Origin of the sequence: Enterobacter sp. BIDMC 30, assembly GCF_000534355.1 — a bacterium.
Classification (GTDB): domain Bacteria; phylum Pseudomonadota; class Gammaproteobacteria; order Enterobacterales; family Enterobacteriaceae; genus Enterobacter; species Enterobacter ludwigii.
Genome location: NZ_KI973169.1, coordinates 2,390,418 through 2,408,454, shown reverse-complemented (window position 1 = coordinate 2,408,454; position 18,037 = coordinate 2,390,418). Strand labels below are relative to the sequence as shown.

General features: G+C 55.9%; 20 protein-coding genes and 1 other annotated feature. Of the genes, 15 read left to right on the top strand and 5 right to left on the bottom strand.

What is annotated here, in order from left to right:
- Nucleotides 1-57: 57 nt before the first annotated feature.
- Both L466_RS10890 and rnm read right to left on the bottom strand, forming a co-directional pair.
- On the bottom strand, nucleotides 58-678 hold the full coding sequence (locus L466_RS10890) for an L-threonylcarbamoyladenylate synthase (RefSeq protein ID WP_003856793.1): 621 nt from the start codon (nucleotides 676-678) through the stop codon (nucleotides 58-60).
- Nucleotides 675-1,568 carry an RNase RNM gene (gene rnm, locus L466_RS10895; protein ID WP_139108110.1) on the bottom strand — a complete coding sequence of 298 codons (894 nt, stop codon included), beginning with the start codon at nucleotides 1,566-1,568 and terminating at the stop codon, nucleotides 675-677. The genes L466_RS10890 and rnm overlap by 4 nt, the downstream gene beginning before the upstream one ends.
- Before the next feature lie 127 nt (nucleotides 1,569-1,695).
- Here rnm and trpL point away from each other — a divergent pair, with 127 nt between their 5' ends.
- The 6 genes from trpL (at nucleotide 1,696) to trpA (ending at nucleotide 8,369) form a co-directional block, all read left to right on the top strand.
- Nucleotides 1,696-1,740, top strand: coding sequence for a trp operon leader peptide (trpL, locus tag L466_RS24135; protein ID WP_106993556.1), 45 nt, complete (start codon nucleotides 1,696-1,698; stop codon nucleotides 1,738-1,740).
- Nucleotides 1,717-1,811, top strand: a sequence feature (Trp leader region). It overlaps the preceding gene by 24 nt.
- A gap of 25 nt (nucleotides 1,812-1,836) precedes the next feature.
- The gene (locus L466_RS10900) at nucleotides 1,837-3,399 is read left to right on the top strand and encodes an anthranilate synthase component 1 (RefSeq protein WP_025203978.1); all 1,563 of its coding nucleotides are present in this window, start codon (nucleotides 1,837-1,839) and stop codon (nucleotides 3,397-3,399) included.
- Nucleotides 3,399-4,994: a bifunctional anthranilate synthase glutamate amidotransferase component TrpG/anthranilate phosphoribosyltransferase TrpD gene (gene trpD, locus L466_RS10905; protein ID WP_014170382.1), complete on the top strand. Its 1,596-nt coding sequence runs from the start codon at nucleotides 3,399-3,401 to the stop codon at nucleotides 4,992-4,994. Before L466_RS10900 ends, trpD begins: the two co-directional genes overlap by 1 nt.
- Before the next feature lie 3 nt (nucleotides 4,995-4,997).
- Nucleotides 4,998-6,356 (top strand): bifunctional indole-3-glycerol-phosphate synthase TrpC/phosphoribosylanthranilate isomerase TrpF, encoded by a 1,359-nt coding sequence (gene trpCF / locus L466_RS10910; protein ID WP_032680884.1) that lies wholly within the window; start codon nucleotides 4,998-5,000, stop codon nucleotides 6,354-6,356.
- Nucleotides 6,357-6,366: 10 nt separating this feature from the next.
- The gene (gene trpB, locus L466_RS10915) at nucleotides 6,367-7,560 is read left to right on the top strand and encodes a tryptophan synthase subunit beta (RefSeq protein WP_020882431.1); all 1,194 of its coding nucleotides are present in this window, start codon (nucleotides 6,367-6,369) and stop codon (nucleotides 7,558-7,560) included.
- Nucleotides 7,560-8,369 carry a tryptophan synthase subunit alpha gene (trpA, locus tag L466_RS10920; protein WP_014170385.1) on the top strand — a complete coding sequence of 270 codons (810 nt, stop codon included), beginning with the start codon at nucleotides 7,560-7,562 and terminating at the stop codon, nucleotides 8,367-8,369. Before trpB ends, trpA begins: the two co-directional genes overlap by 1 nt.
- 43 nt (nucleotides 8,370-8,412) lie before the next feature.
- Here trpA and L466_RS10925 read toward each other — a convergent pair whose 3' ends face one another.
- Together L466_RS10925 and L466_RS10930 are read right to left on the bottom strand one after the other, a co-directional pair.
- A complete protein-coding gene (locus L466_RS10925) occupies nucleotides 8,413-9,441 on the bottom strand; it encodes a zinc-binding dehydrogenase (protein ID WP_139108111.1) in 1,029 nt (342 codons plus the stop codon).
- Nucleotides 9,442-9,466: 25 nt separating this feature from the next.
- The gene (locus L466_RS10930) at nucleotides 9,467-10,243 is read right to left on the bottom strand and encodes an SDR family NAD(P)-dependent oxidoreductase (protein ID WP_014170387.1); all 777 of its coding nucleotides are present in this window, start codon (nucleotides 10,241-10,243) and stop codon (nucleotides 9,467-9,469) included.
- 176 nt (nucleotides 10,244-10,419) lie between these two features.
- Here L466_RS10930 and L466_RS10935 point away from each other — a divergent pair, with 176 nt between their 5' ends.
- The 8 genes from L466_RS10935 (at nucleotide 10,420) to L466_RS10970 (ending at nucleotide 15,968) form a co-directional block, all read left to right on the top strand.
- Complete coding sequence (locus L466_RS10935; RefSeq protein WP_032680881.1) at nucleotides 10,420-11,334, top strand: LysR substrate-binding domain-containing protein; 915 nt, start codon at nucleotides 10,420-10,422, stop codon at nucleotides 11,332-11,334.
- Between the two features lie 215 nt (nucleotides 11,335-11,549).
- On the top strand, nucleotides 11,550-11,831 hold the full coding sequence (locus L466_RS10940) for a hypothetical protein (RefSeq protein ID WP_014170391.1): 282 nt from the start codon (nucleotides 11,550-11,552) through the stop codon (nucleotides 11,829-11,831).
- Between the two features lie 38 nt (nucleotides 11,832-11,869).
- Nucleotides 11,870-12,214 carry a carboxymuconolactone decarboxylase family protein gene (locus L466_RS10945; protein ID WP_014170390.1) on the top strand — a complete coding sequence of 115 codons (345 nt, stop codon included), beginning with the start codon at nucleotides 11,870-11,872 and terminating at the stop codon, nucleotides 12,212-12,214.
- Between the two features lie 43 nt (nucleotides 12,215-12,257).
- The gene (locus tag L466_RS10950; protein ID WP_078774421.1) at nucleotides 12,258-12,941 is read left to right on the top strand and encodes a cupin domain-containing protein; all 684 of its coding nucleotides are present in this window, start codon (nucleotides 12,258-12,260) and stop codon (nucleotides 12,939-12,941) included.
- Nucleotides 12,938-14,041: a flavin monoamine oxidase family protein gene (locus tag L466_RS10955; RefSeq protein WP_032680880.1), complete on the top strand. Its 1,104-nt coding sequence runs from the start codon at nucleotides 12,938-12,940 to the stop codon at nucleotides 14,039-14,041. The genes L466_RS10950 and L466_RS10955 overlap by 4 nt, the downstream gene beginning before the upstream one ends.
- 173 nt (nucleotides 14,042-14,214) lie before the next feature.
- Entirely contained in the window at nucleotides 14,215-14,571 is a 357-nt protein-coding gene (locus L466_RS10960) for a cyclophilin-like fold protein (RefSeq protein ID WP_032678298.1), read from the top strand.
- 108 nt (nucleotides 14,572-14,679) lie between these two features.
- Nucleotides 14,680-15,177: a (R)-mandelonitrile lyase gene (locus L466_RS10965; RefSeq protein WP_240485692.1), complete on the top strand. Its 498-nt coding sequence runs from the start codon at nucleotides 14,680-14,682 to the stop codon at nucleotides 15,175-15,177.
- On the top strand, nucleotides 15,177-15,968 hold the full coding sequence (locus L466_RS10970) for a carboxymuconolactone decarboxylase family protein (RefSeq protein ID WP_081750646.1): 792 nt from the start codon (nucleotides 15,177-15,179) through the stop codon (nucleotides 15,966-15,968). The genes L466_RS10965 and L466_RS10970 overlap by 1 nt, the downstream gene beginning before the upstream one ends.
- Before the next feature lie 75 nt (nucleotides 15,969-16,043).
- Here the strand turns inward: L466_RS10970 and L466_RS10975 are convergent, their stop codons facing one another.
- A complete protein-coding gene (locus L466_RS10975) occupies nucleotides 16,044-16,943 on the bottom strand; it encodes a LysR family transcriptional regulator (RefSeq protein WP_032680878.1) in 900 nt (299 codons plus the stop codon).
- 266 nt (nucleotides 16,944-17,209) lie between these two features.
- Here L466_RS10975 and L466_RS10980 point away from each other — a divergent pair, with 266 nt between their 5' ends.
- The gene (locus L466_RS10980) at nucleotides 17,210-17,974 is read left to right on the top strand and encodes an SDR family NAD(P)-dependent oxidoreductase (RefSeq protein WP_032680876.1); all 765 of its coding nucleotides are present in this window, start codon (nucleotides 17,210-17,212) and stop codon (nucleotides 17,972-17,974) included.
- The last annotated feature ends 63 nt before the right edge of the window (nucleotides 17,975-18,037 follow it).

Below are 18,037 nucleotides of genomic sequence, written 5' to 3'. Positions count from 1 at the left end.
GGTCAAAAGAGGGCTCAGCCCTGCTTTGATGGCCGCGTAGTATATCTGCTTACACCCTTACAAGAAAGGCTTAACATCACCCACGCCTTCACGAATCACTTCTGGCGCATCTTCGGTTAAGTCAACAACGGTGGTTGGCTGCTGACCAAGGTAGCCGCCATGAATAATCAACTCGACCACCTTTTCCAGACGGTCTTTAATCTCTTCGGGATCGGATTCGGTGAACTCGCTGCCAGGCAACATTAAAGAGGTCGAAAGCATCGGCTCGCCGAGGGTTTCCAGCAGCGCCTGCGCAATCGGGTTGGACGGTACGCGCATCCCGATGGTTTTACGCTTTTCCTGTAACAGTCGGCGCGGCACTTCCTTGGTTCCTTTAAGAATAAAGGTGTAGTTGCCCGGTGTGTTATTTTTGATCAGACGAAACGCCACGTTATCGACATACGCGTAGGTCGACAGTTCAGAAAGATCGCGGCACATCAGGGTAAAGTTATGGCCGTCCGGCAGCTGACGAATGCGGCAAATGCGCTCCATCGCCCCTTTGTCTTCAATTTTACAGCCCAGCGCGTAGCCAGAATCGGTCGGGTAGACAATCACGCCGCCTTTGCGAACGATCTCCACGGCCTGATTAATTAAGCGTGGCTGCGGGTTATCCGGATGAATATAGAAAAACTGACTCATACTTCCCTCTCTTCAATTTTCTGCGGCTGTTCCCAGAGCTGCCAGACAGGCTCAACGCCTGCGGGCAACCAGAGCTTGCGTCCCAGCTCGATCCACGCACAGGGCTGATGGAAATCCGACCCCTGCGAACCCAGCAGACCGAACTGACGCGCGTAGGTCGCGAGCTGTGCACGCTCATTGGGCGCCTGCTGACACTGGGCGACTTCCATCGCCTCACCGCCACATTCGGCAAAGTGTGCCAGCAGTCTTTTCAGCCACTTAGCAGAAAGATTATACCGCCCCGGATGGGCGAGCACGGCCTTACCGCCAGAATGATGAATGACATCAATAGCTTGTTTTATTGTACACCACTGTGGCGGAACGTAACCGGTTTTCCCGCGTGCCAGATATTTTTTAAACACGTCCGCCATCGTCGTGGCTTTGCCCGCCTCAACCAGAAAACGGGCAAAATGGCCGCGCGTCACCGCCCCACCGTTTGCCAGTTTCTGTGCACCTTCCAGCGCTCCGGGAATATGCGCTTTTTCCAGTCGCTCACCAATCATTTCGGCGCGTTCGTTGCGGCGCGATTTTTGTTCTTGCAAAAACGCACGCATTGCCGGATGTTCAATATCGATATTGAGGCCAACAATGTGAATTTCGTGATTTTCCCAGACTGTCGAAATTTCGACGCCGGGCACCAGATTCAGCGCCAGTCCGCTGCGGGCAATTTCGGCGCGCGCCGCGGGAATAGCATCTGTCGTATCGTGATCGGTTATCGCCAGCGTGCCGACACGCATTTCAACGGCGCGATGAACCAGGGATTCGGGTGTCAGCAGGCCATCAGAGGCCTGAGTATGGCTGTGTAAATCATAAATTACGGCGTAGGTGGTATCGCTCAAAGCACTTCCCATAGCAGGTTAAAGACATCCGAAACCCCTATGATAACGGCTTGGCGCGAAATTCTGAAATCAAGGGTTGACAACTTGCCATCGAACTAGTTAACTAGTACGCAAGTTCACACGAGAAAGGTATCTGAAAATGACAGCACATTTCACTCTGCACGGTTGGTGGCGCACATCCTGATTATCGGGCAGTGTCACACGTCTGCAAAATGCAAACAGATACCCAGCCCGCGACTAAGCGGGCTTTTTTTTGAACAGAATAAATGAGAACAACATAATGCAAACAGCCAAACCACACCTCGAATTGCTGACCTGCGAGGCGGTCTATCGCCACAACCCAACCGCGCTGTTTCATCAGGTCTGCGGTGCGCGTCCGGCAACGTTGCTGCTGGAATCCGCAGATATTGACAGTAAAGACGATCTTAAGAGCCTGCTGCTGGTCGACAGCGCATTGCGCATTACCGCGCTGGGTGACACTGTCACGATTAAGGCGCTCTCTGAGAACGGTGCCGCGCTGCTGCCACTGCTGGACGCCTCCCTCCCAGCGGGCATCGAGAATGAACGTCACCCGGAAGTGCGGGTACTGCATTTCCCGCCGGTCAGCCAACTGCTGGACGAAGATGCACGCCTCTGTTCTTTGTCAGTCTTCGATGCCTTCCGCCTGCTGCAAAACCTGGTCTCGGTACCAGAAGATGAACGCGAAGCGATGTTCTTTGGCGGGCTGTTTGCTTACGATCTGGTCGCCGGTTTCGAAGACCTGCCGGAAACCGAACAGGGCAACCGCTGCCCTGACTACTGCTTCTACCTGGCCGAAACCCTGCTGGTGATCGACCATCAGAAAAAATACACCCGTATTCAGGCGAGCCTGTTCACGCCATCCGTGACCGAGAAAACACGTCTTGAGCAGCGCATTGCTCAGCTGCAACAGCAAATGACCGAAGCGCCACCCGCACTGCCGGTTCAGCATGTAGAGAAGATGACCTGTGAGGTTAACCAGACCGACGATCAGTACGGTGCCGTGGTGCGTCAGATGCAAAAGGCGATTCGCGCCGGGGAAATTTTCCAGGTCGTCCCGTCCCGTCGTTTCTCACTGCCCTGCCCCTCGCCGCTGGCGGCCTATGACGTGCTGAAAAAGAGCAACCCAAGCCCGTATATGTTCTTTATGCAGGACAACGAGTTCACCCTGTTTGGTGCGTCACCGGAAAGCTCCCTGAAATACGACGCCACCAGCCGCCAGATCGAGATCTACCCGATTGCCGGTACACGTCCGCGCGGGCGTCGCGCCGATGGATCTCTGGATCGCGATCTCGACAGCCGTATCGAACTGGAAATGCGCACCGACCACAAAGAGCTCTCCGAGCACCTGATGCTGGTTGACCTGGCGCGTAACGATCTGGCCCGTATTTGTACTCCCGGCAGCCGCTATGTGGCTGACTTAACGAAAGTCGACCGTTACTCCTTCGTGATGCACCTGGTCTCCCGCGTGGTGGGTGAACTGCGCAACGACCTCGACGTGCTGCACGCCTATCGTGCCTGCATGAATATGGGCACCCTGAGCGGTGCGCCGAAAGTCCGTGCGATGCAGCTTATCGCCGCCGCCGAAGGGCGTCGTCGTGGCAGCTATGGCGGTGCGGTGGGTTATTTCACCGCGCACGGTGACCTTGATACCTGCATCGTTATCCGCTCTGCCTATGTTGAAGACGGCATCGCCACCGTCCAGGCGGGCGCCGGGGTGGTTCTTGATTCTGTTCCGCAGTCTGAAGCTGACGAAACGCGCAATAAAGCTCGCGCGGTATTGCGCGCCATCGCTACCGCACACCATGCACAGGAGATTTTCTGATGGCTGACATTCTGCTGCTCGATAACATCGACTCCTTTACCTATAACCTGGCAGATCAGCTGCGTGCGAATGGTCACAACGTCGTTATCTATCGTAACCACGTGCCGGCGCAAACCCTGATTGAGCGTCTGGCAACCATGCAAAACCCGGTGCTGATGCTCTCTCCTGGCCCCGGTGCCCCCAGTGAAGCGGGCTGTATGCCTGAACTGCTGACCCGTATGCGCGGCAAGTTGCCTATTATCGGCATCTGCCTGGGGCATCAGGCGATTGTTGAAGCCTATGGCGGATACGTCGGCCAGGCGGGTGAAATCCTGCACGGTAAAGCCTCCAGCATTGAACATGACGGTCAGGCGATGTTTGCCGGGCTGCCGAATCCGCTGCCGGTGGCGCGCTACCACTCGCTGGTCGGCAGCAACATCCCGGCAGGCCTGACCATTAACGCCTCGTTCGAAGGCATGGTGATGGCCGTACGGCACGATACCGATCGTGTCTGTGGGATGCAGTTCCATCCGGAGTCAATCCTCACCTCTCACGGCGCGCGTCTGCTGGAACAGACCCTGGACTGGGCCCTGCAGAAACTGGAACAGACCAACACCCTGCAACCTGTTCTGGAAAAATTGTATCAGGCACAGACCCTGAGCCAGCAGGAGAGCCACCAGCTCTTCTCCGCTGTGGTTCGCGGTGAACTGAAGCCTGAACAACTGGCGGCCGCGCTGGTGAGCATGAAAGTTCGCGGTGAAAGCCCGCAGGAAATTGCCGGTGCGGCAACGGCGCTGCTGGAAAATGCCGCCCCGTTCCCGCGCCCGGACTACATGTTTGCGGATATCGTCGGTACCGGTGGTGACGGCAGCAACAGCATCAATATCTCCACCGCCAGCGCCTTCGTGGCGGCTGCCTGTGGTTTGAAAGTGGCGAAGCACGGTAACCGCAGCGTCTCCAGCCGGTCGGGATCGTCAGACCTGCTGGCCGCATTCGGCATCAATCTCGAGATGAACGCCGAACGTTCGCGTGAAGCCCTGGACGACCTGGGCGTCTGCTTCCTGTTTGCGCCGAAATATCACACCGGTTTCCGCCATGCGATGCCGGTTCGCCAGCAGCTTAAAACCCGCACGCTGTTTAACGTGCTCGGCCCGCTGATCAACCCGGCCCATCCGCCGCTGGCGCTGATTGGCGTCTACAGCCCGGAGCTGGTTCTGCCGATTGCGGAGACCCTGCGCGTGCTGGGTTATCAACGTGCCGCGGTGGTTCACAGCGGGGGAATGGATGAAGTGTCGCTGCATGCGCCAACGCTGGTGGCCGAACTGCGCGACGGTGAAATCCTGAGCTATCAGCTGGAGGCGAGCGACTTTGGTTTAACGCCTTACCATCAGGAAGCGCTGGCGGGCGGCACGCCTGAAGAAAACCGTGACATTCTGACGCGCTTATTACAAGGTAAAGGTGAGGTCGCCCACGAGGCCGCCGTCGCTGCCAACGTCGCGATGCTGATGCGTTTACACGGCGAGGAAGATCTCAAAGCCAACGCACAAAAAGTTCTGAACGTACTGCGCTCAGGTGCAGCTTACGATCGCGTTACCGCACTTGCGGCAAGAGGGTAAAGAATGCAGACCGTTTTAGCGAAAATCGTTGCCGATAAGGCCATCTGGGTGGAAGCACGTAAAGCACAGCAGCCGCTGGCCAGCTTCCAGAATGACGTTGTCCCGAGCAGCCGTCGTTTCTATGATGCTCTGCAGGGCGCACGCACCGCGTTTATTCTTGAGTGCAAAAAAGCGTCTCCGTCGAAAGGCGTTATCCGTGACGATTTCGATCCGGCGCGAATTGCCGGTATCTACAAACATCATGCGTCAGCTATCTCCGTGCTGACGGATGAGAAGTATTTCCAGGGCAGCTTCGATTTCCTGCCCGTTGTCAGCGGGATCGCGCCACAACCGATCCTGTGCAAAGACTTTATTATCGACCCGTATCAGATCTGGCTGGCTCGCTTTTACCAGGCCGATGCCTGCCTGCTGATGCTCTCAGTGCTGGATGACGAACAGTATCGCCAGCTCGCTGCGGTCGCGCACAGTCTGAACATGGGCGTGCTGACCGAAGTGAGCAACGAAGAGGAGATGGAACGCGCCATTGCGCTGAAAGCCAAAGTGGTCGGCATCAACAACCGCGATCTGCGTGACCTGTCGATTGACCTGAACCGCACGCGCCAGCTGGCGCCGCGTCTGGGCTCTGGCGTCACCGTGATCAGTGAATCCGGTATTAACAGCTACGCTCAGGTCCGCGAGCTGAGCCATTTCGCCAACGGTTTCCTGATTGGTTCTGCAATGATGGAACATGACGATCTCAATGCCGCGGTGCGCCGCGTACTCTTGGGTGAAAACAAAGTGTGCGGCTTAACCCGTGAAGAGGATGCCCTGGCTGCGTATGACGCAGGTGCGATTTACGGCGGGCTGATTTTTGTCGCCTCTTCCCCGCGCGTGGTGACCGAAGCGCAGGCGCGTCAGGTGATGACGGCAGCGCCACTCAGCTATGTGGGGGTCTTTCGCAACGCGGATATCGCCGACGTGGTAGCAAAAGCCGAAGCGTTATCTCTGCGTGCGGTACAGCTTCATGGCAACGAAGATCAGGCCTATATCGATTCCCTGCGAAGCGCGCTGGCACCTCAGGTGCAAATCTGGAAAGCGCAGAGCGTGGGCGACAGGTTGCCTGAGCGTAACCTGAATCATGTTGATAAATACGTACTCGATAACGGCCAGGGCGGCACGGGACAGCGTTTTGACTGGTCCCTGTTGCACGGCGAAGTGCTGGACAATGTTTTGCTGGCGGGTGGACTTAGCCCGGATAACTGCGTGGAAGCCGCCAAAGCGGGCTGCGCGGGCCTCGATTTCAATTCAGGCGTAGAGTCGCAACCGGGCATCAAAGATGCCAGTAAGCTGGCCTCGGTATTTAAAACTCTGCGTGCATATTAAGGAAGAGAAGATGACGACATTACTAAACCCCTATTTTGGTGAGTTCGGCGGGATGTACGTCCCGCAAATCCTGATGCCCGCCCTGCGCCAGCTGGAAGAAGCGTTCGTGAGCGCGCAGAAAGATCCGGCGTTTCAGGCTGAGTTTACCGACCTGCTGAAAAACTACGCTGGCCGTCCAACGGCCCTGACGAAATGCCGTAACCTGACCGAAGGCACCAAAACCACGCTGTATCTTAAGCGTGAAGATTTGCTGCACGGCGGCGCGCATAAAACCAACCAGGTGTTGGGTCAGGCGCTGCTTGCAAAACGGATGGGTAAAACCGAAATCATCGCTGAAACTGGCGCAGGCCAGCACGGGGTGGCATCAGCCCTTGCCAGCGCCCTTCTCGGTCTGAAATGCCGCATTTACATGGGCGCAAAAGACGTTGAGCGCCAGTCACCTAACGTATTCCGTATGCGTCTGATGGGCGCTGAAGTGATCCCGGTGCACAGCGGCTCCGCGACGCTGAAGGATGCGTGTAACGAAGCGCTGCGCGACTGGTCTGGCAGCTATGAAACCGCGCACTATATGCTCGGCACCGCTGCAGGCCCGCACCCGTTCCCGACGATTGTGCGTGAATTCCAGCGCATGATTGGCGAAGAGACCAAAGCGCAGATCCTGGAAAAAGAGGGTCGCCTGCCGGATGCGGTGATCGCCTGCGTTGGCGGTGGCTCTAACGCTATCGGCATGTTCGCTGATTTCATCGACGAAACCAGCGTCGGGCTGATTGGCGTTGAACCTGCAGGCCACGGGATTGAAACCGGTGAGCACGGCGCACCGTTGAAACATGGTCGTGTCGGGATCTACTTCGGTATGAAAGCGCCGATGATGCAGACCGATGACGGCCAGATTGAAGAGTCATACTCTATCTCGGCAGGCCTGGATTTCCCTTCCGTTGGGCCTCAGCATGCCTTCCTGAACAGCACCGGTCGTGCGGACTACGTTTCCATTACCGATGACGAAGCCCTGGAGGCGTTTAAAACGCTCTGTCGCCACGAAGGGATCATTCCTGCTCTGGAGTCCTCTCACGCCCTGGCGCATGCGCTGAAAATGATGAAAGAGAACCCGGAAAAAGAGCAACTGCTGGTGGTTAACCTTTCCGGTCGCGGTGATAAAGACATCTTCACCGTTCACGATATTTTGAAAGCACGAGGGGAAATCTGATGGAACGCTACGATAACGCATTTGCAGCACTGAAATCTCGCCAGGAAGGCGCGTTCGTTCCCTTCGTGACGCTGGGTGATCCGGGTCCTGAGCAGTCGCTGAAAATTATCGACACCCTGATTGAAGCCGGTGCCGACGCGCTGGAGCTGGGTATTCCGTTTTCCGATCCTCTGGCCGATGGCCCGACTATCCAGAACGCAACGCTGCGGGCATTCGCGGCCGGTGTCACTCCGGGGCAATGTTTCGAGATGCTGGCCGCTATCCGCCAGAAGCACCCGACCATTCCGATTGGCCTGTTAATGTATGCCAACCTGGTCTTCAGTCGCGGTATTGATACCTTTTATGCAGAATGCGCGCGCGTGGGCGTTGACTCGGTGCTGGTGGCAGACGTACCGGTTGAAGAATCTGCGCCGTTCCGCCAGGCGGCGATGCGCCATAACGTGGCACCTATCTTCATCTGCCCGCCAAACGCCGATGATGAACTGCTGCGCCAGATTGCCTCTTATGGTCGCGGGTATACCTACCTGCTCTCCCGTGCGGGTGTAACCGGCGCGGAGAACAAAGCGGCGCTGCCTCTGCATCATCTGGTCGAGAAGCTGGCTGAATACCACGCGGCCCCTCCGCTGCAGGGCTTTGGGATTTCATCTCCCGATCAGGTTACGGCGGCAATTGACGCTAACGCAGCCGGTGCAATCTCAGGCTCCGCTATCGTTAAAATCATTGAGAAGAACGTGGACAAGCCAGAGCAAATGCTGGCTGAGCTGAAAACGTTTGTGAGCGCAATGAAAGCGGCAACGCGTAAAGCGTAACCTCTCCACCGTCTGGCTCCCCGCCAGACGGTGTTTCTGCCGATCAGTTATCCGGGTTCATCGTAAGCACTATCCGGTAGCGCGCCTTTCCCTGCCGTAACCTGTCGAGCGCCTCATTTGCCTGTTCAAAGGGCATCAGCTCTGTGACTGGCAGCGTCTGAAAGAGGTGGCTGAAACGCAGTGCGCGTTCGGTTTGCGACGGGGTGCTGACAAATGAACCAGTCAGGGTGCGTTCCGCGCCAATCATCATACCCGGCATGACCTGCAACGGTGTGCGTCCGGCACCCAACAGGATCGCTTTTCCTCTGGGGGCCAGGGCTGGCAATAACGCTGAAACCGCGTCTGCATCCGGGGCAGTGGCCACAATAATCTCGACACCGCCTTCCGCTCTCAGCCGTTCCGCCGCGTTTTCCGTCTGCGCATCGATATAGTGATGAGCGCCCAGCTGTAAAGCGTCATGCGCCTTTTCACTGCCGCGCGCAATCACGATAACCTCAAACCCCATCCTACGGGCGTACTGAATCGCCATATGGCCTAAGCCACCAATACCGAGAATAACCACCCTGTCTCCCGCGCTGGCACCGGATTGACGCAACGCGTTAAAGGTTGCCATACCGGCGCACAAGATCGGGGCCGCGTGAACGGAAGTGAGCGCTGAAGGAATGGCAATCAGCGCGGTATGGCGGATAACAACATACTCGGCGTAACCTCCGTCACAGCTCAGCCCCGGCGTTAGCTGATTTTCACACAGGTGAAAAAGCCCGTTACGGCAAGGCGGGCAATGCTGGCAATATCCCCCAAGACGTCCGACGCCCACGCGCTGACCGGTGTGCCAGATCCCGGGAACTGCATCTCCTATCCGGGTAATGTGGCCCACAATTTCATGGCCCGGAATGCGCCCGGGCTGCCCCGCTTCCGGTACCTTCTCCGCGTCCTGAAGATCGGCACCGCAAACGCCGCATACCTCAATTTTGATCAGTACGTCCTCGGGCCCCGGCTCGGGCAACGGTCTGACGACCATTTCAAGCATGCCCGGCGAGGAAACCTGCATAGCACGAAAAGTTTTATTCACGGTATCACCTGTGATGAGCGGTGTATTAGGCGTTACGGCCAGCCATGACGCCGCCGTCAATGTCCCAGATTGCGCCGGTGACCCAGCCTGTCTTGTCAGAAAGCAGGAAGGCAACCGTTTCAGCCACATCGCCCGGTGTACCCACGCGGCCAATCGGATGGAAGCTGTCGAAGCTGTTCATCACCTCTTTTACATCGTCTTTCGGGATGAAGCCTTCATAAATTGGCGTGTGAACAACGGCCGGAGACACGGCATTGACGCGAATGCCTTTCCCGCCCAGCTCAATAGCCAGGTTTTTGGTCCATGCATGCAGGCCGGCTTTCGCCATGGAATATGCGGAAGACGGCGTGGCCCCGATGGCCTGCTGTGCCCACATAGAGCCGATATTGACGATGGAGCCTTTAATACCGGCATCAACCATATTGCGCACCACATCACGGGTGATGAAGAAGGTCGCGCGGTTGATGCTCATGTACATGTCGTAATCTGACGCTTCATGTTCAGTAAACGGTTTCGGGAAGAACACGCCAGCGGCATTGACCAGCAGGCTGATGTCTTTGTGTTCAGCATTGAGGGTATTCATCACGTGCTGCATACCCTCTTCTTTCATCAGGTCAGCCACGATGATGGATACCGGCCCGTCGACCGCCAGCGCCTGACGAGCCTGCTCCGCTTTGTCCTTGCGGTTCCCCACCAGCACCACGCTGCCACCGTTTTTCAGAACCCGCTTCGCCGTTTCGAAGCCCATACCGCTTGTACCACCGACCACTAACAGCTTTTTACCGGCAAAAGATGCGTTCATCGCTAACCTCTTTTAGAACATTTGGTTGTCATTGATGAAAAGCCTCGCTCCTCATCGTGTGCATCCAGAATGCCACCCTGCATCAGGGTTGACGACTGAGAAGAAATTGCGACACAGGAAAGAAAATCTTCTTCGCTCAGGTATACTGAAAGAAAGAATAAATCGGAGTACCTGTAATGCGTTCCCTGAACAGACTTAAATGGCTACATGCTTTTGAAGCGACCGCCCGTCACGGTAGCTTTACCGGTGCGGCACAAGAGCTTGGCGTGACGCCTGCCGCAGTGGGCCAGCTTGTTCGTTCGCTCGAAGACTGGGTTGGCCACCCGCTGCTTCGCCGTACGCGGTCGGGTAAGGAGCGCCTGACGCTGGTGGATGAGGCTCAGGATGCGCTGCAGGACATTACGCAGGGCCTGGACAAGCTGGAAAGCGGGTTAAACAAACTGCGCGGACGTCGCGCACGTTCTGTCGTGGTCGTCACCGCCTCTCAGGTATTGATGATGAACTGGCTGATGGAGCGTCTTAACCGCTTCTCAGAAACGCATGACACAATCGATCTGCGGCTTAACGTCACGGAAAAGCTGATGGACGTATCGCACGGCGAGGCGGATATCGGCATTCGCTGCGGACAGGGAGACTGGCCCGGCGTGAATAAAACCTGGCTGATGGATGAAGAGGCGGTGCTGGTCTGTAGCCCCCGCCTGGTGCCTCCGGAGAAAATTGCCTGTGGTGACTGGCTCGCCACGCAGAAGCTGATCCACGATGACACGCCGCACCCGGGCGCGAATTTTCCCTCATGGGACGACGTTCTCCGTACCGTCAATGCCCCTGGCGCGCTGGAAAGCAGGCTGCATATTAACTCCACCTCCGCCGTGATTCTCTCGGCCCTGAGCGGCCGGGGGGTGGCGATTGTGCGTCACGCGCTGGTGAAACAGCTGATTGAAACCGGGCAACTGGTTCAATTGCACCCAGACCATCGCTGGCCGTTAACATGGTCTTACTACCTGGTGACCCCGCAGCACACCGCCATGCGTGAAGAAGTAAAAATATTTCACGACTGGCTTCTTCATGACGTGATCTCTGACAATCCATAACCCGCCTTTTTTAAGCATCATGCGGCAAGGGTCATCGCGTACCGGCATGATGCTTCTCTCTTCAGACGTCCGACATAGTTTTTCTTTTCTGCAACGCAAGATTAACTGATTTGTTGAAGATAACCGGCTTTCTCATAATCGCCCTCAACGAACGGTAAAGCAGGCCGGTACCTTATCCGGCCGCCTTGCCTTAACCCTGAGCGAAGGAGAGAACGATGGCTTATCTGCAAATCAGCCTTGATATCAGTAATGAAAACCGTGCGGCAGCCGCCGGGGTCTACCAGCAATACAAAACCCCGTTCCTGACCACCATCGACGGTGCCACCTCTAAAGAACTGCTCGTTCGTGACGAGGACGTACAGGTCCTGCACGGATTTAAAACCGTGTCCCAGGCACAGGCGTATCTCAGCAGTCCGCTTTTCACCCAGGACGTCGTTGAAGCACTGAAACCGTATCTGAACAGCGCGCCTGAAATCCGTATTTACGACGTCCTGTAACGGGCATTTTCTGAAACCTACACGTACCGGAGCTATGAATGTTTTTAAACTGGAATGAATATCGCACCAGCCTGCTGGCCACCGTCGGGAAATTTGCCAGACTGCAGCCTGAATTTATGAAAGGCTTACAGCAGATGGATAAAGGGGCTTCTGAAAATCAGCACCTTGATCCCAAGACCCACGAACTGATTGCGCTGGCTGTTGCCGTTACCACTCGCTGTGATGGTTGCCTGGCGGTACATGTGGAAGCTGCGGTTAAGAAAGGCGCAACGCGTGAAGAGATAGCTGAAGCGCTTTCCGTTGCCATCAGTCTGAACGCCGGTGCTGCGTTAACCTATACCGCCCGGGCTCTGGATGTTTTTGACAACCTGCCAACAAAATAAACCTGCATACGGCACCGCCTGCGGTGCCGTTTAATGACTGACTATGATGTTACTGAATTCTGATTTTTCACAGCGAGCCATCATTACTCCTGATGACTACCGCTGGGTGCCCTCCCCGCAACCTGGTGTGGAGCGCGTCATGCTTGATCGCATTGGCCGCGAGCAGGCCCGCGCAACCAGCCTTGTCAGGTATGCCCCTGATTCTGTGTTTCCTGAGCACACCCACCCCGGCGGAGAAGAGATTCTGGTGCTGAGCGGCACCTTTACGGAAAACGGAACCGATTATCCGGCTGGCTGGTATCTACGCAGCCCGGACGGCTCGTCGCATCGACCGTCCAGTCGTGACGGCACCACCCTTTTCGTTAAGCTGCGCCAGTTCGCCGCCGAAGAACTGGAACCGGTCAGGATCAATACCAACGAGGCGAGTCGCTGGCACGGCCAGCCGCACAGACTCATTTGTCCCCTGTTCGCAAGCGTAGCGGAAACCACCCAGCTTCAGAGGATCGCACCGGGTGAACGACTCTTCTGCGCTCCGCTCGCCGGAGGAGCCGAGCTCCTGCTTCTCGAAGGGGAAATCAGCGCACCGGAAGGTCGTTACCCGAAAGGAAGCTGGCTCAGATTTCCTGAAGGCGATTTGCCGGCGCTGACGGCCGCCGCCTCTGGGGCACTTTTTTATCTTAAAACGGGACATCTCAGCCCGACCACACTGACCGGAGCGATACCATGAAAGGCAGCGTTATTATCATTGGTGCGGGTGTCAGCGGCCTGTATGCGGGCACACTGCTTGAAAAAGCGGGAGTGGATTACGTGATACTGGAAGCGAGGAAAAGAACCGGCGGTCGCGTGCTTTCAGGTCAGGCGTTAGCAAACACGCCTGATGGGGTTCATGTGGACATGGGCGCGACCTGGTTCTGGCCGGAAATTCAGCCTGACTTCGCACACCTGGTTCATCAACTTGGATTAACGCCTCTCCCTCAGGGGCGACCGGGGGATATGCTTTATGAACGCCAGACGACGTCCCCCGCGCAACGTTATCCTGCCTATGTGACATCACCGGAGTCGTTCAGGCTTCAGGGTGGAATGCAGTCGCTGACGAGCGCATTAACACGCCAGATCCCGGCGCAGAAGATTAAGTCAGACCATCAGGTGGTTTCCATTTCCCGTCTCGGCGAGGGTGTGCAGGTCGCGACGCAGTCCGAAACGGGCGAAGGCTCACTTTTCACCGGTGAACACGTTTTCCTCGCCCTGCCTCCCGCGCTGGCAGCAAAAATGACGTTCGAGCCGGCATTGCCGGAGCAGGTACTTTCACACTGGCGTAAAACGCCAACCTGGATGGCGCCTCACGCAAAATATGTCGCCCTGTACCAGACCGACTTTTTGCAGGCACAGTATCTCTGCGGTGATGTAAGCAGCCGTGTGGGTCCGATGGTTGAAATTCACGATGTGTCAGAGCCCGATACCGGCAAAACGGCTATCTTTGGTTTTATTGGCGTACCGGCAAAATCGCGATGGACGGTGAGCGAGGCCGAACTCAAGCGACTCTGCCGGGAGCAACTGGTGCGACTCTTCGGAGAAGACGCGGCAGAGCCTGAAGCCGAGTGGATAAAAGACTGGGCCGCCGATCCGTTTACGACGACAGAATTTGACCTGCAGCAGGACGTCGGGCACGCACAGCCTCAACAGATTCCGGCGCAGGAAGAATGGGCTGATAAATTAACCGGGATTGCCAGCGAATGGTCACCGCAATTTTCGGGTTATCTGGCCGGCGCAATTGACGCTGCTGCTGAAGGCGTTGGGCACTGGTTACGCCATGTTGCCAGACCCTGAGGCCTGTATCTGCCGATAACAAACATTTTGCTTCCCGGACCGGATTAATGAAATTTATTCATTTTTCTATTCTGATAACGCCTATTAACACGCGGTTTATTTCTGTTAAGAATAGTTGCCAATGACTGCAGACGAATGCCGGCTGGCGCAACGAACTCATACAGGAAAACCCGATGAAGATAAAAATTATACTCAACGACAAGACGCTGACCGCAACGTTGAATAGCAGCCAAACCAGTCGTGACTTTATCGCACTGTTGCCCCTTACGCTGCAGCTGAAAGATTATGCCGGGGAAGAGAAAATCAGCGATCTTCCTCGCCGCCTGTCCACGGCCGGCGCACCTGCGGGTACCGCGGCCGCTAAGGGTGATATCACGCTATATGCCCCATGGGGAAATCTGGCGATTTTCTATAAAGCACACGGATATGCGTCGGGATTAATTACGCTGGGGCAATTAGACGAACCGGATGCCTTGCCCGTATCACCTGCTGAATATACTGCCCGATTTGAGCTACTGACGGATAAGTAGCCGCCCGAATATGTATTTCCGGCACAGCCGGCAAATCTCATCACAACACATTTATTCCCTTCTCTTTTCCCGGTACCGGGTTTGCCGTTTCATTCACAACAGGAGAGTATGATGATCCGTTTCACCTCTGTAGCAGCATCACTATTGTTATTTGCAGGTATGTCCGCACACAGCGAAACCACCCCTTCAGCTCAAATGACCGTGTCTGAAACGGGCAGTCGCGCGACGATTGCCGAACCCGCTGACCACTTTACCGGACGTGCTTACATTGACCCCCTCTTCTCACCTGTCGCCCCGCAAAGAGCTGGCGCCGCGTATGTCACCTTCGTGCCCGGCGCACGTTCCGACTGGCATACCCATCCGCTTGGGCAAACACTGGTGGTCACGTCCGGGACGGGCTGGGTGCAGGAGTGGGGGCAGGAGCGAAAAACCGTGCACGCCGGGGATGTCATTCAATGCCCGCCAGGGGTTAAACACTGGCACGGCGCAACGGATAAAACCACGATGGTGCATATGGCCATTCAGGAATCGAATGAGCAGGGGCAAAACGTGAACTGGCTTGAAAAAGTCAGCGATGCGCAGTACCTGCAGGCGGGAGGGCATTAATGCTGAAAAGAACCGCCCTGCTTATCGTTTCACTCTTATTGATTAACGGATGTGTCTCCCAGACTACTCAAAACAGGAGTTCGACAATGAAACCGGAAGACTCACGGGACGCTGTAGCCCAGGTCGCGCCAGCAATGGCTGCCTATTCAGAACAGTTTATTGAAAAAGATCTCTGGAATCGCCCGGAACTGTCGCGACGCGATCGAAGCCTGGTGACGGTTGCAGCGCTGATCAGCCGCAATGATACGGCGGAACTTCCCCACTACCTCAACGTGGCGCTGGACAGCGGCGTAAAACCTGCGGAAATCTCAGAGACAATCACCCACCTGGCTTTTTACGCCGGCTGGCCGAACGCCACCTCTGCGGCGCTGATCGCGCGTCAGCTGTTTGCGCAACGCCATATCGATACCGCTTCCTTGCCAGGCGGAAAGGTGAATTTCCTGCCGCTGGATGAAGAGTCGGAAAACAAGCGTGCCACGCTGGTTGAATCAAACTTTGGCAAGGTCTCGCCGGGCGTAGTGAAATACACGACCGACGCGCTATTCCAGAACCTGTGGCTCAGGCCCGGACTGGCGCCACGGGACAGAAGTCTGATCACGGTCAGCGCGTTGGTCACTGCCGGCCAGGTGGCCCAGGTTCCTTACCATCTCAACCGCGCCATGGACAATGGTTTAACCCGGACCCAGGCGTCCGAAGTCCTGACGCAACTGGCCTTTGTTGCGGGCTGGCCCAATGTTTTCTCGGCGATGCCGGTCTTTAAAGAGGTGTTTGCCGGCAGGGATAATGCCTGACATTTAGCCACGCAACTGTAAACGCCAGGCACCAGATGAGGGGCCTGGCTTTGCGTTGCTGACAAACGTCTCTCTTCAGGGATGTTTGTAATGGCGTAGCGCGTCGACCACCAGCTGGAATGCTTTCGAAAGATTTCGGTTCTCGGGATAGTAAATATAATAGCCATCCCAGTAGGGGCACCAGTCGTCGAGCACGCTAATAAGCTCCCCACGGGCGATATGCTTTTCTGCGATATCACGCGGAACATGCGCCAGGCCGTACCCTTCCACTGCAGCCTGAAGGCACTGATAGATCCGGCTAAAGACCAGCTGGCCAGTGACTTTCACGTTCAGGCTTTTACCCTCTTTTTCAAATTCCCAGACGTATAAATTGCCATGCGTAGGAAACCGCAGGTTGATGCAGTTGTAATCAATCAGATCGTTAGGGTGCTGCGGCTGAGGATTGTGGGAAAAATAATCAGGTGAGCCGACCACGGCAAAACGGACATCCGGGCCAATACGCACGGAAATCATGCCGTTGGAGATCTGTTCCCCCAGACGGGTTCCTGCATCAAACCGCCCGGAAACAATATCCGTCAAGGCATAGTCATCAATCAGCTCCAGACTAATGTCAGGATATTCTTTAAGCAGCGGTTCTAGCTTCGGCCAGATAACAGACCCGATAGCATAATCTGACGTTGATATGCGCACCGTACCCGCGGGTTTGCTGTTGAGATCTTTCAGGGACTGCAAACGACCCTGAATACCATCGATGTAAGGCCCCAGGTCATCCAGCATGGACTGACCAATATCGGTTAACGCAATACTGCGCGTGGTGCGAGTCAGCAGTTTCATCCCCAGACGAGATTCGAGGGTACGCATAGTATGGCTCAGGGCTGACTGCGACACGCCTAATTGGGCCGCAGCTTTGGTGAAGCTTTTTTCGCGCGCAACGGCAATAAAAGCCATTAAGTCATTAAGATTTTCTCGTGCCAATCTGGGCCTCTGATATCCGGAAAAAAGGGGTGGCTGATTCATCCCAATACACTGTCTCTTCAGACGAAAAGCGTTCTGGCGGTATGGCGTTCATTATAAATGACGGCCGCCTGCGCTGTACGAGAAGCAGTCTATCTAATTTATGAAAATTCCTCATTACTGCATTTTGATTTAGTCAGTTTTAACAACATCACATTTCCCGCAGAATACTTTTACACAACGTGAGACGTCTGCATTGCACGTGATTCCACGGTAAGAGGTATCAAATGGCTAAGTATGATTTTAGTGGCAAGGTGGCGCTGGTCACCGGCGCGGCTTCCGGTATGGGGCTCGCGACCGTCAGGGCATTTTGCGAATCTGGCGCAACGGTGGTGATGGCGGATATTCGCGAGGATGCGTTATCTCGCGAAGCGGATGCGCTACTGGCTGAAGGGTATACCGTGAAACCCGTTGTCTGCGACGTGACTGACGAAGAGCAGGTCAGACGCATGATTGAGAACGCAGTACAGGCGTTTGGTCAGCTCGACGCCGCCTATAACAACGCCGGTATTCAGAGCCCCATTGCAGAAACCGCAGATGCCAGCGGCGAAGAGTTTGATCGCGTCAACGCGATTAACCTGCGGGGTATCTGGAACTGCATGAAATATGAGCTGCAACAAATGCGCCGTCAGAAAAGTGGCGCTATCGTTAACTGTTCGTCTCTGGGCGGGCTGGTCGGCATTGCCGGGCGCGGCGTTTATCATGCGACAAAGCATGGCGTCCTCGGGCTGACCAAAAGCGCAGCGCTGGAATATGCCGCACGTGGAATACAGATCAACGCCGTTTGTCCCGGCATTATCCGCACGCCAATGGTCGAAAATATGCTGAACAGCGAGCCTGACGCAATGGCCGAGCTCATGAAACTGCAGCCAATTGGTCGCCTGGGCGAGCCCGAAGAGATCGCGCGCGCCGTCTTATGGTTGTGCAGTTCCGATGCCAGTTTCGTCACCGGACAGGCTCTGGCAATTGATGGCGGTTATACGGTTCAGTAATCAGATGTCATTCTGGTTTATTCCCGACAGGGTGTAGACCAGCGTATTCAGCGATTTGAAAGA

Bases quoted from the DNA above. Each gene is read 5' to 3' on its own strand.
- L466_RS10890 (WP_003856793.1), bottom strand. From the start codon at position 678: ATGAGTCAGTTTTTCTATATTCATCCGGATAACCCGCAGCCACGCTTA.
- rnm (WP_139108110.1), bottom strand. From the start codon at position 1,568: ATGGGAAGTGCTTTGAGCGATACCACCTACGCCGTAATTTATGATTTA.
- L466_RS10900 (WP_025203978.1), top strand. From the start codon at position 1,837: ATGCAAACAGCCAAACCACACCTCGAATTGCTGACCTGCGAGGCGGTC.
- trpD (WP_014170382.1), top strand. From the start codon at position 3,399: ATGGCTGACATTCTGCTGCTCGATAACATCGACTCCTTTACCTATAAC.
- trpCF (WP_032680884.1), top strand. From the start codon at position 4,998: ATGCAGACCGTTTTAGCGAAAATCGTTGCCGATAAGGCCATCTGGGTG.
- trpB (WP_020882431.1), top strand. From the start codon at position 6,367: ATGACGACATTACTAAACCCCTATTTTGGTGAGTTCGGCGGGATGTAC.
- trpA (WP_014170385.1), top strand. From the start codon at position 7,560: ATGGAACGCTACGATAACGCATTTGCAGCACTGAAATCTCGCCAGGAA.
- L466_RS10930 (WP_014170387.1), bottom strand. From the start codon at position 10,243: ATGAACGCATCTTTTGCCGGTAAAAAGCTGTTAGTGGTCGGTGGTACA.
- L466_RS10935 (WP_032680881.1), top strand. From the start codon at position 10,420: ATGCGTTCCCTGAACAGACTTAAATGGCTACATGCTTTTGAAGCGACC.
- L466_RS10940 (WP_014170391.1), top strand. From the start codon at position 11,550: ATGGCTTATCTGCAAATCAGCCTTGATATCAGTAATGAAAACCGTGCG.
- L466_RS10945 (WP_014170390.1), top strand. From the start codon at position 11,870: ATGTTTTTAAACTGGAATGAATATCGCACCAGCCTGCTGGCCACCGTC.
- L466_RS10950 (WP_078774421.1), top strand. From the start codon at position 12,258: ATGATGTTACTGAATTCTGATTTTTCACAGCGAGCCATCATTACTCCT.
- L466_RS10955 (WP_032680880.1), top strand. From the start codon at position 12,938: ATGAAAGGCAGCGTTATTATCATTGGTGCGGGTGTCAGCGGCCTGTAT.
- L466_RS10960 (WP_032678298.1), top strand. From the start codon at position 14,215: ATGAAGATAAAAATTATACTCAACGACAAGACGCTGACCGCAACGTTG.
- L466_RS10965 (WP_240485692.1), top strand. From the start codon at position 14,680: ATGATGATCCGTTTCACCTCTGTAGCAGCATCACTATTGTTATTTGCA.
- L466_RS10970 (WP_081750646.1), top strand. From the start codon at position 15,177: ATGCTGAAAAGAACCGCCCTGCTTATCGTTTCACTCTTATTGATTAAC.
- L466_RS10980 (WP_032680876.1), top strand. From the start codon at position 17,210: ATGGCTAAGTATGATTTTAGTGGCAAGGTGGCGCTGGTCACCGGCGCG.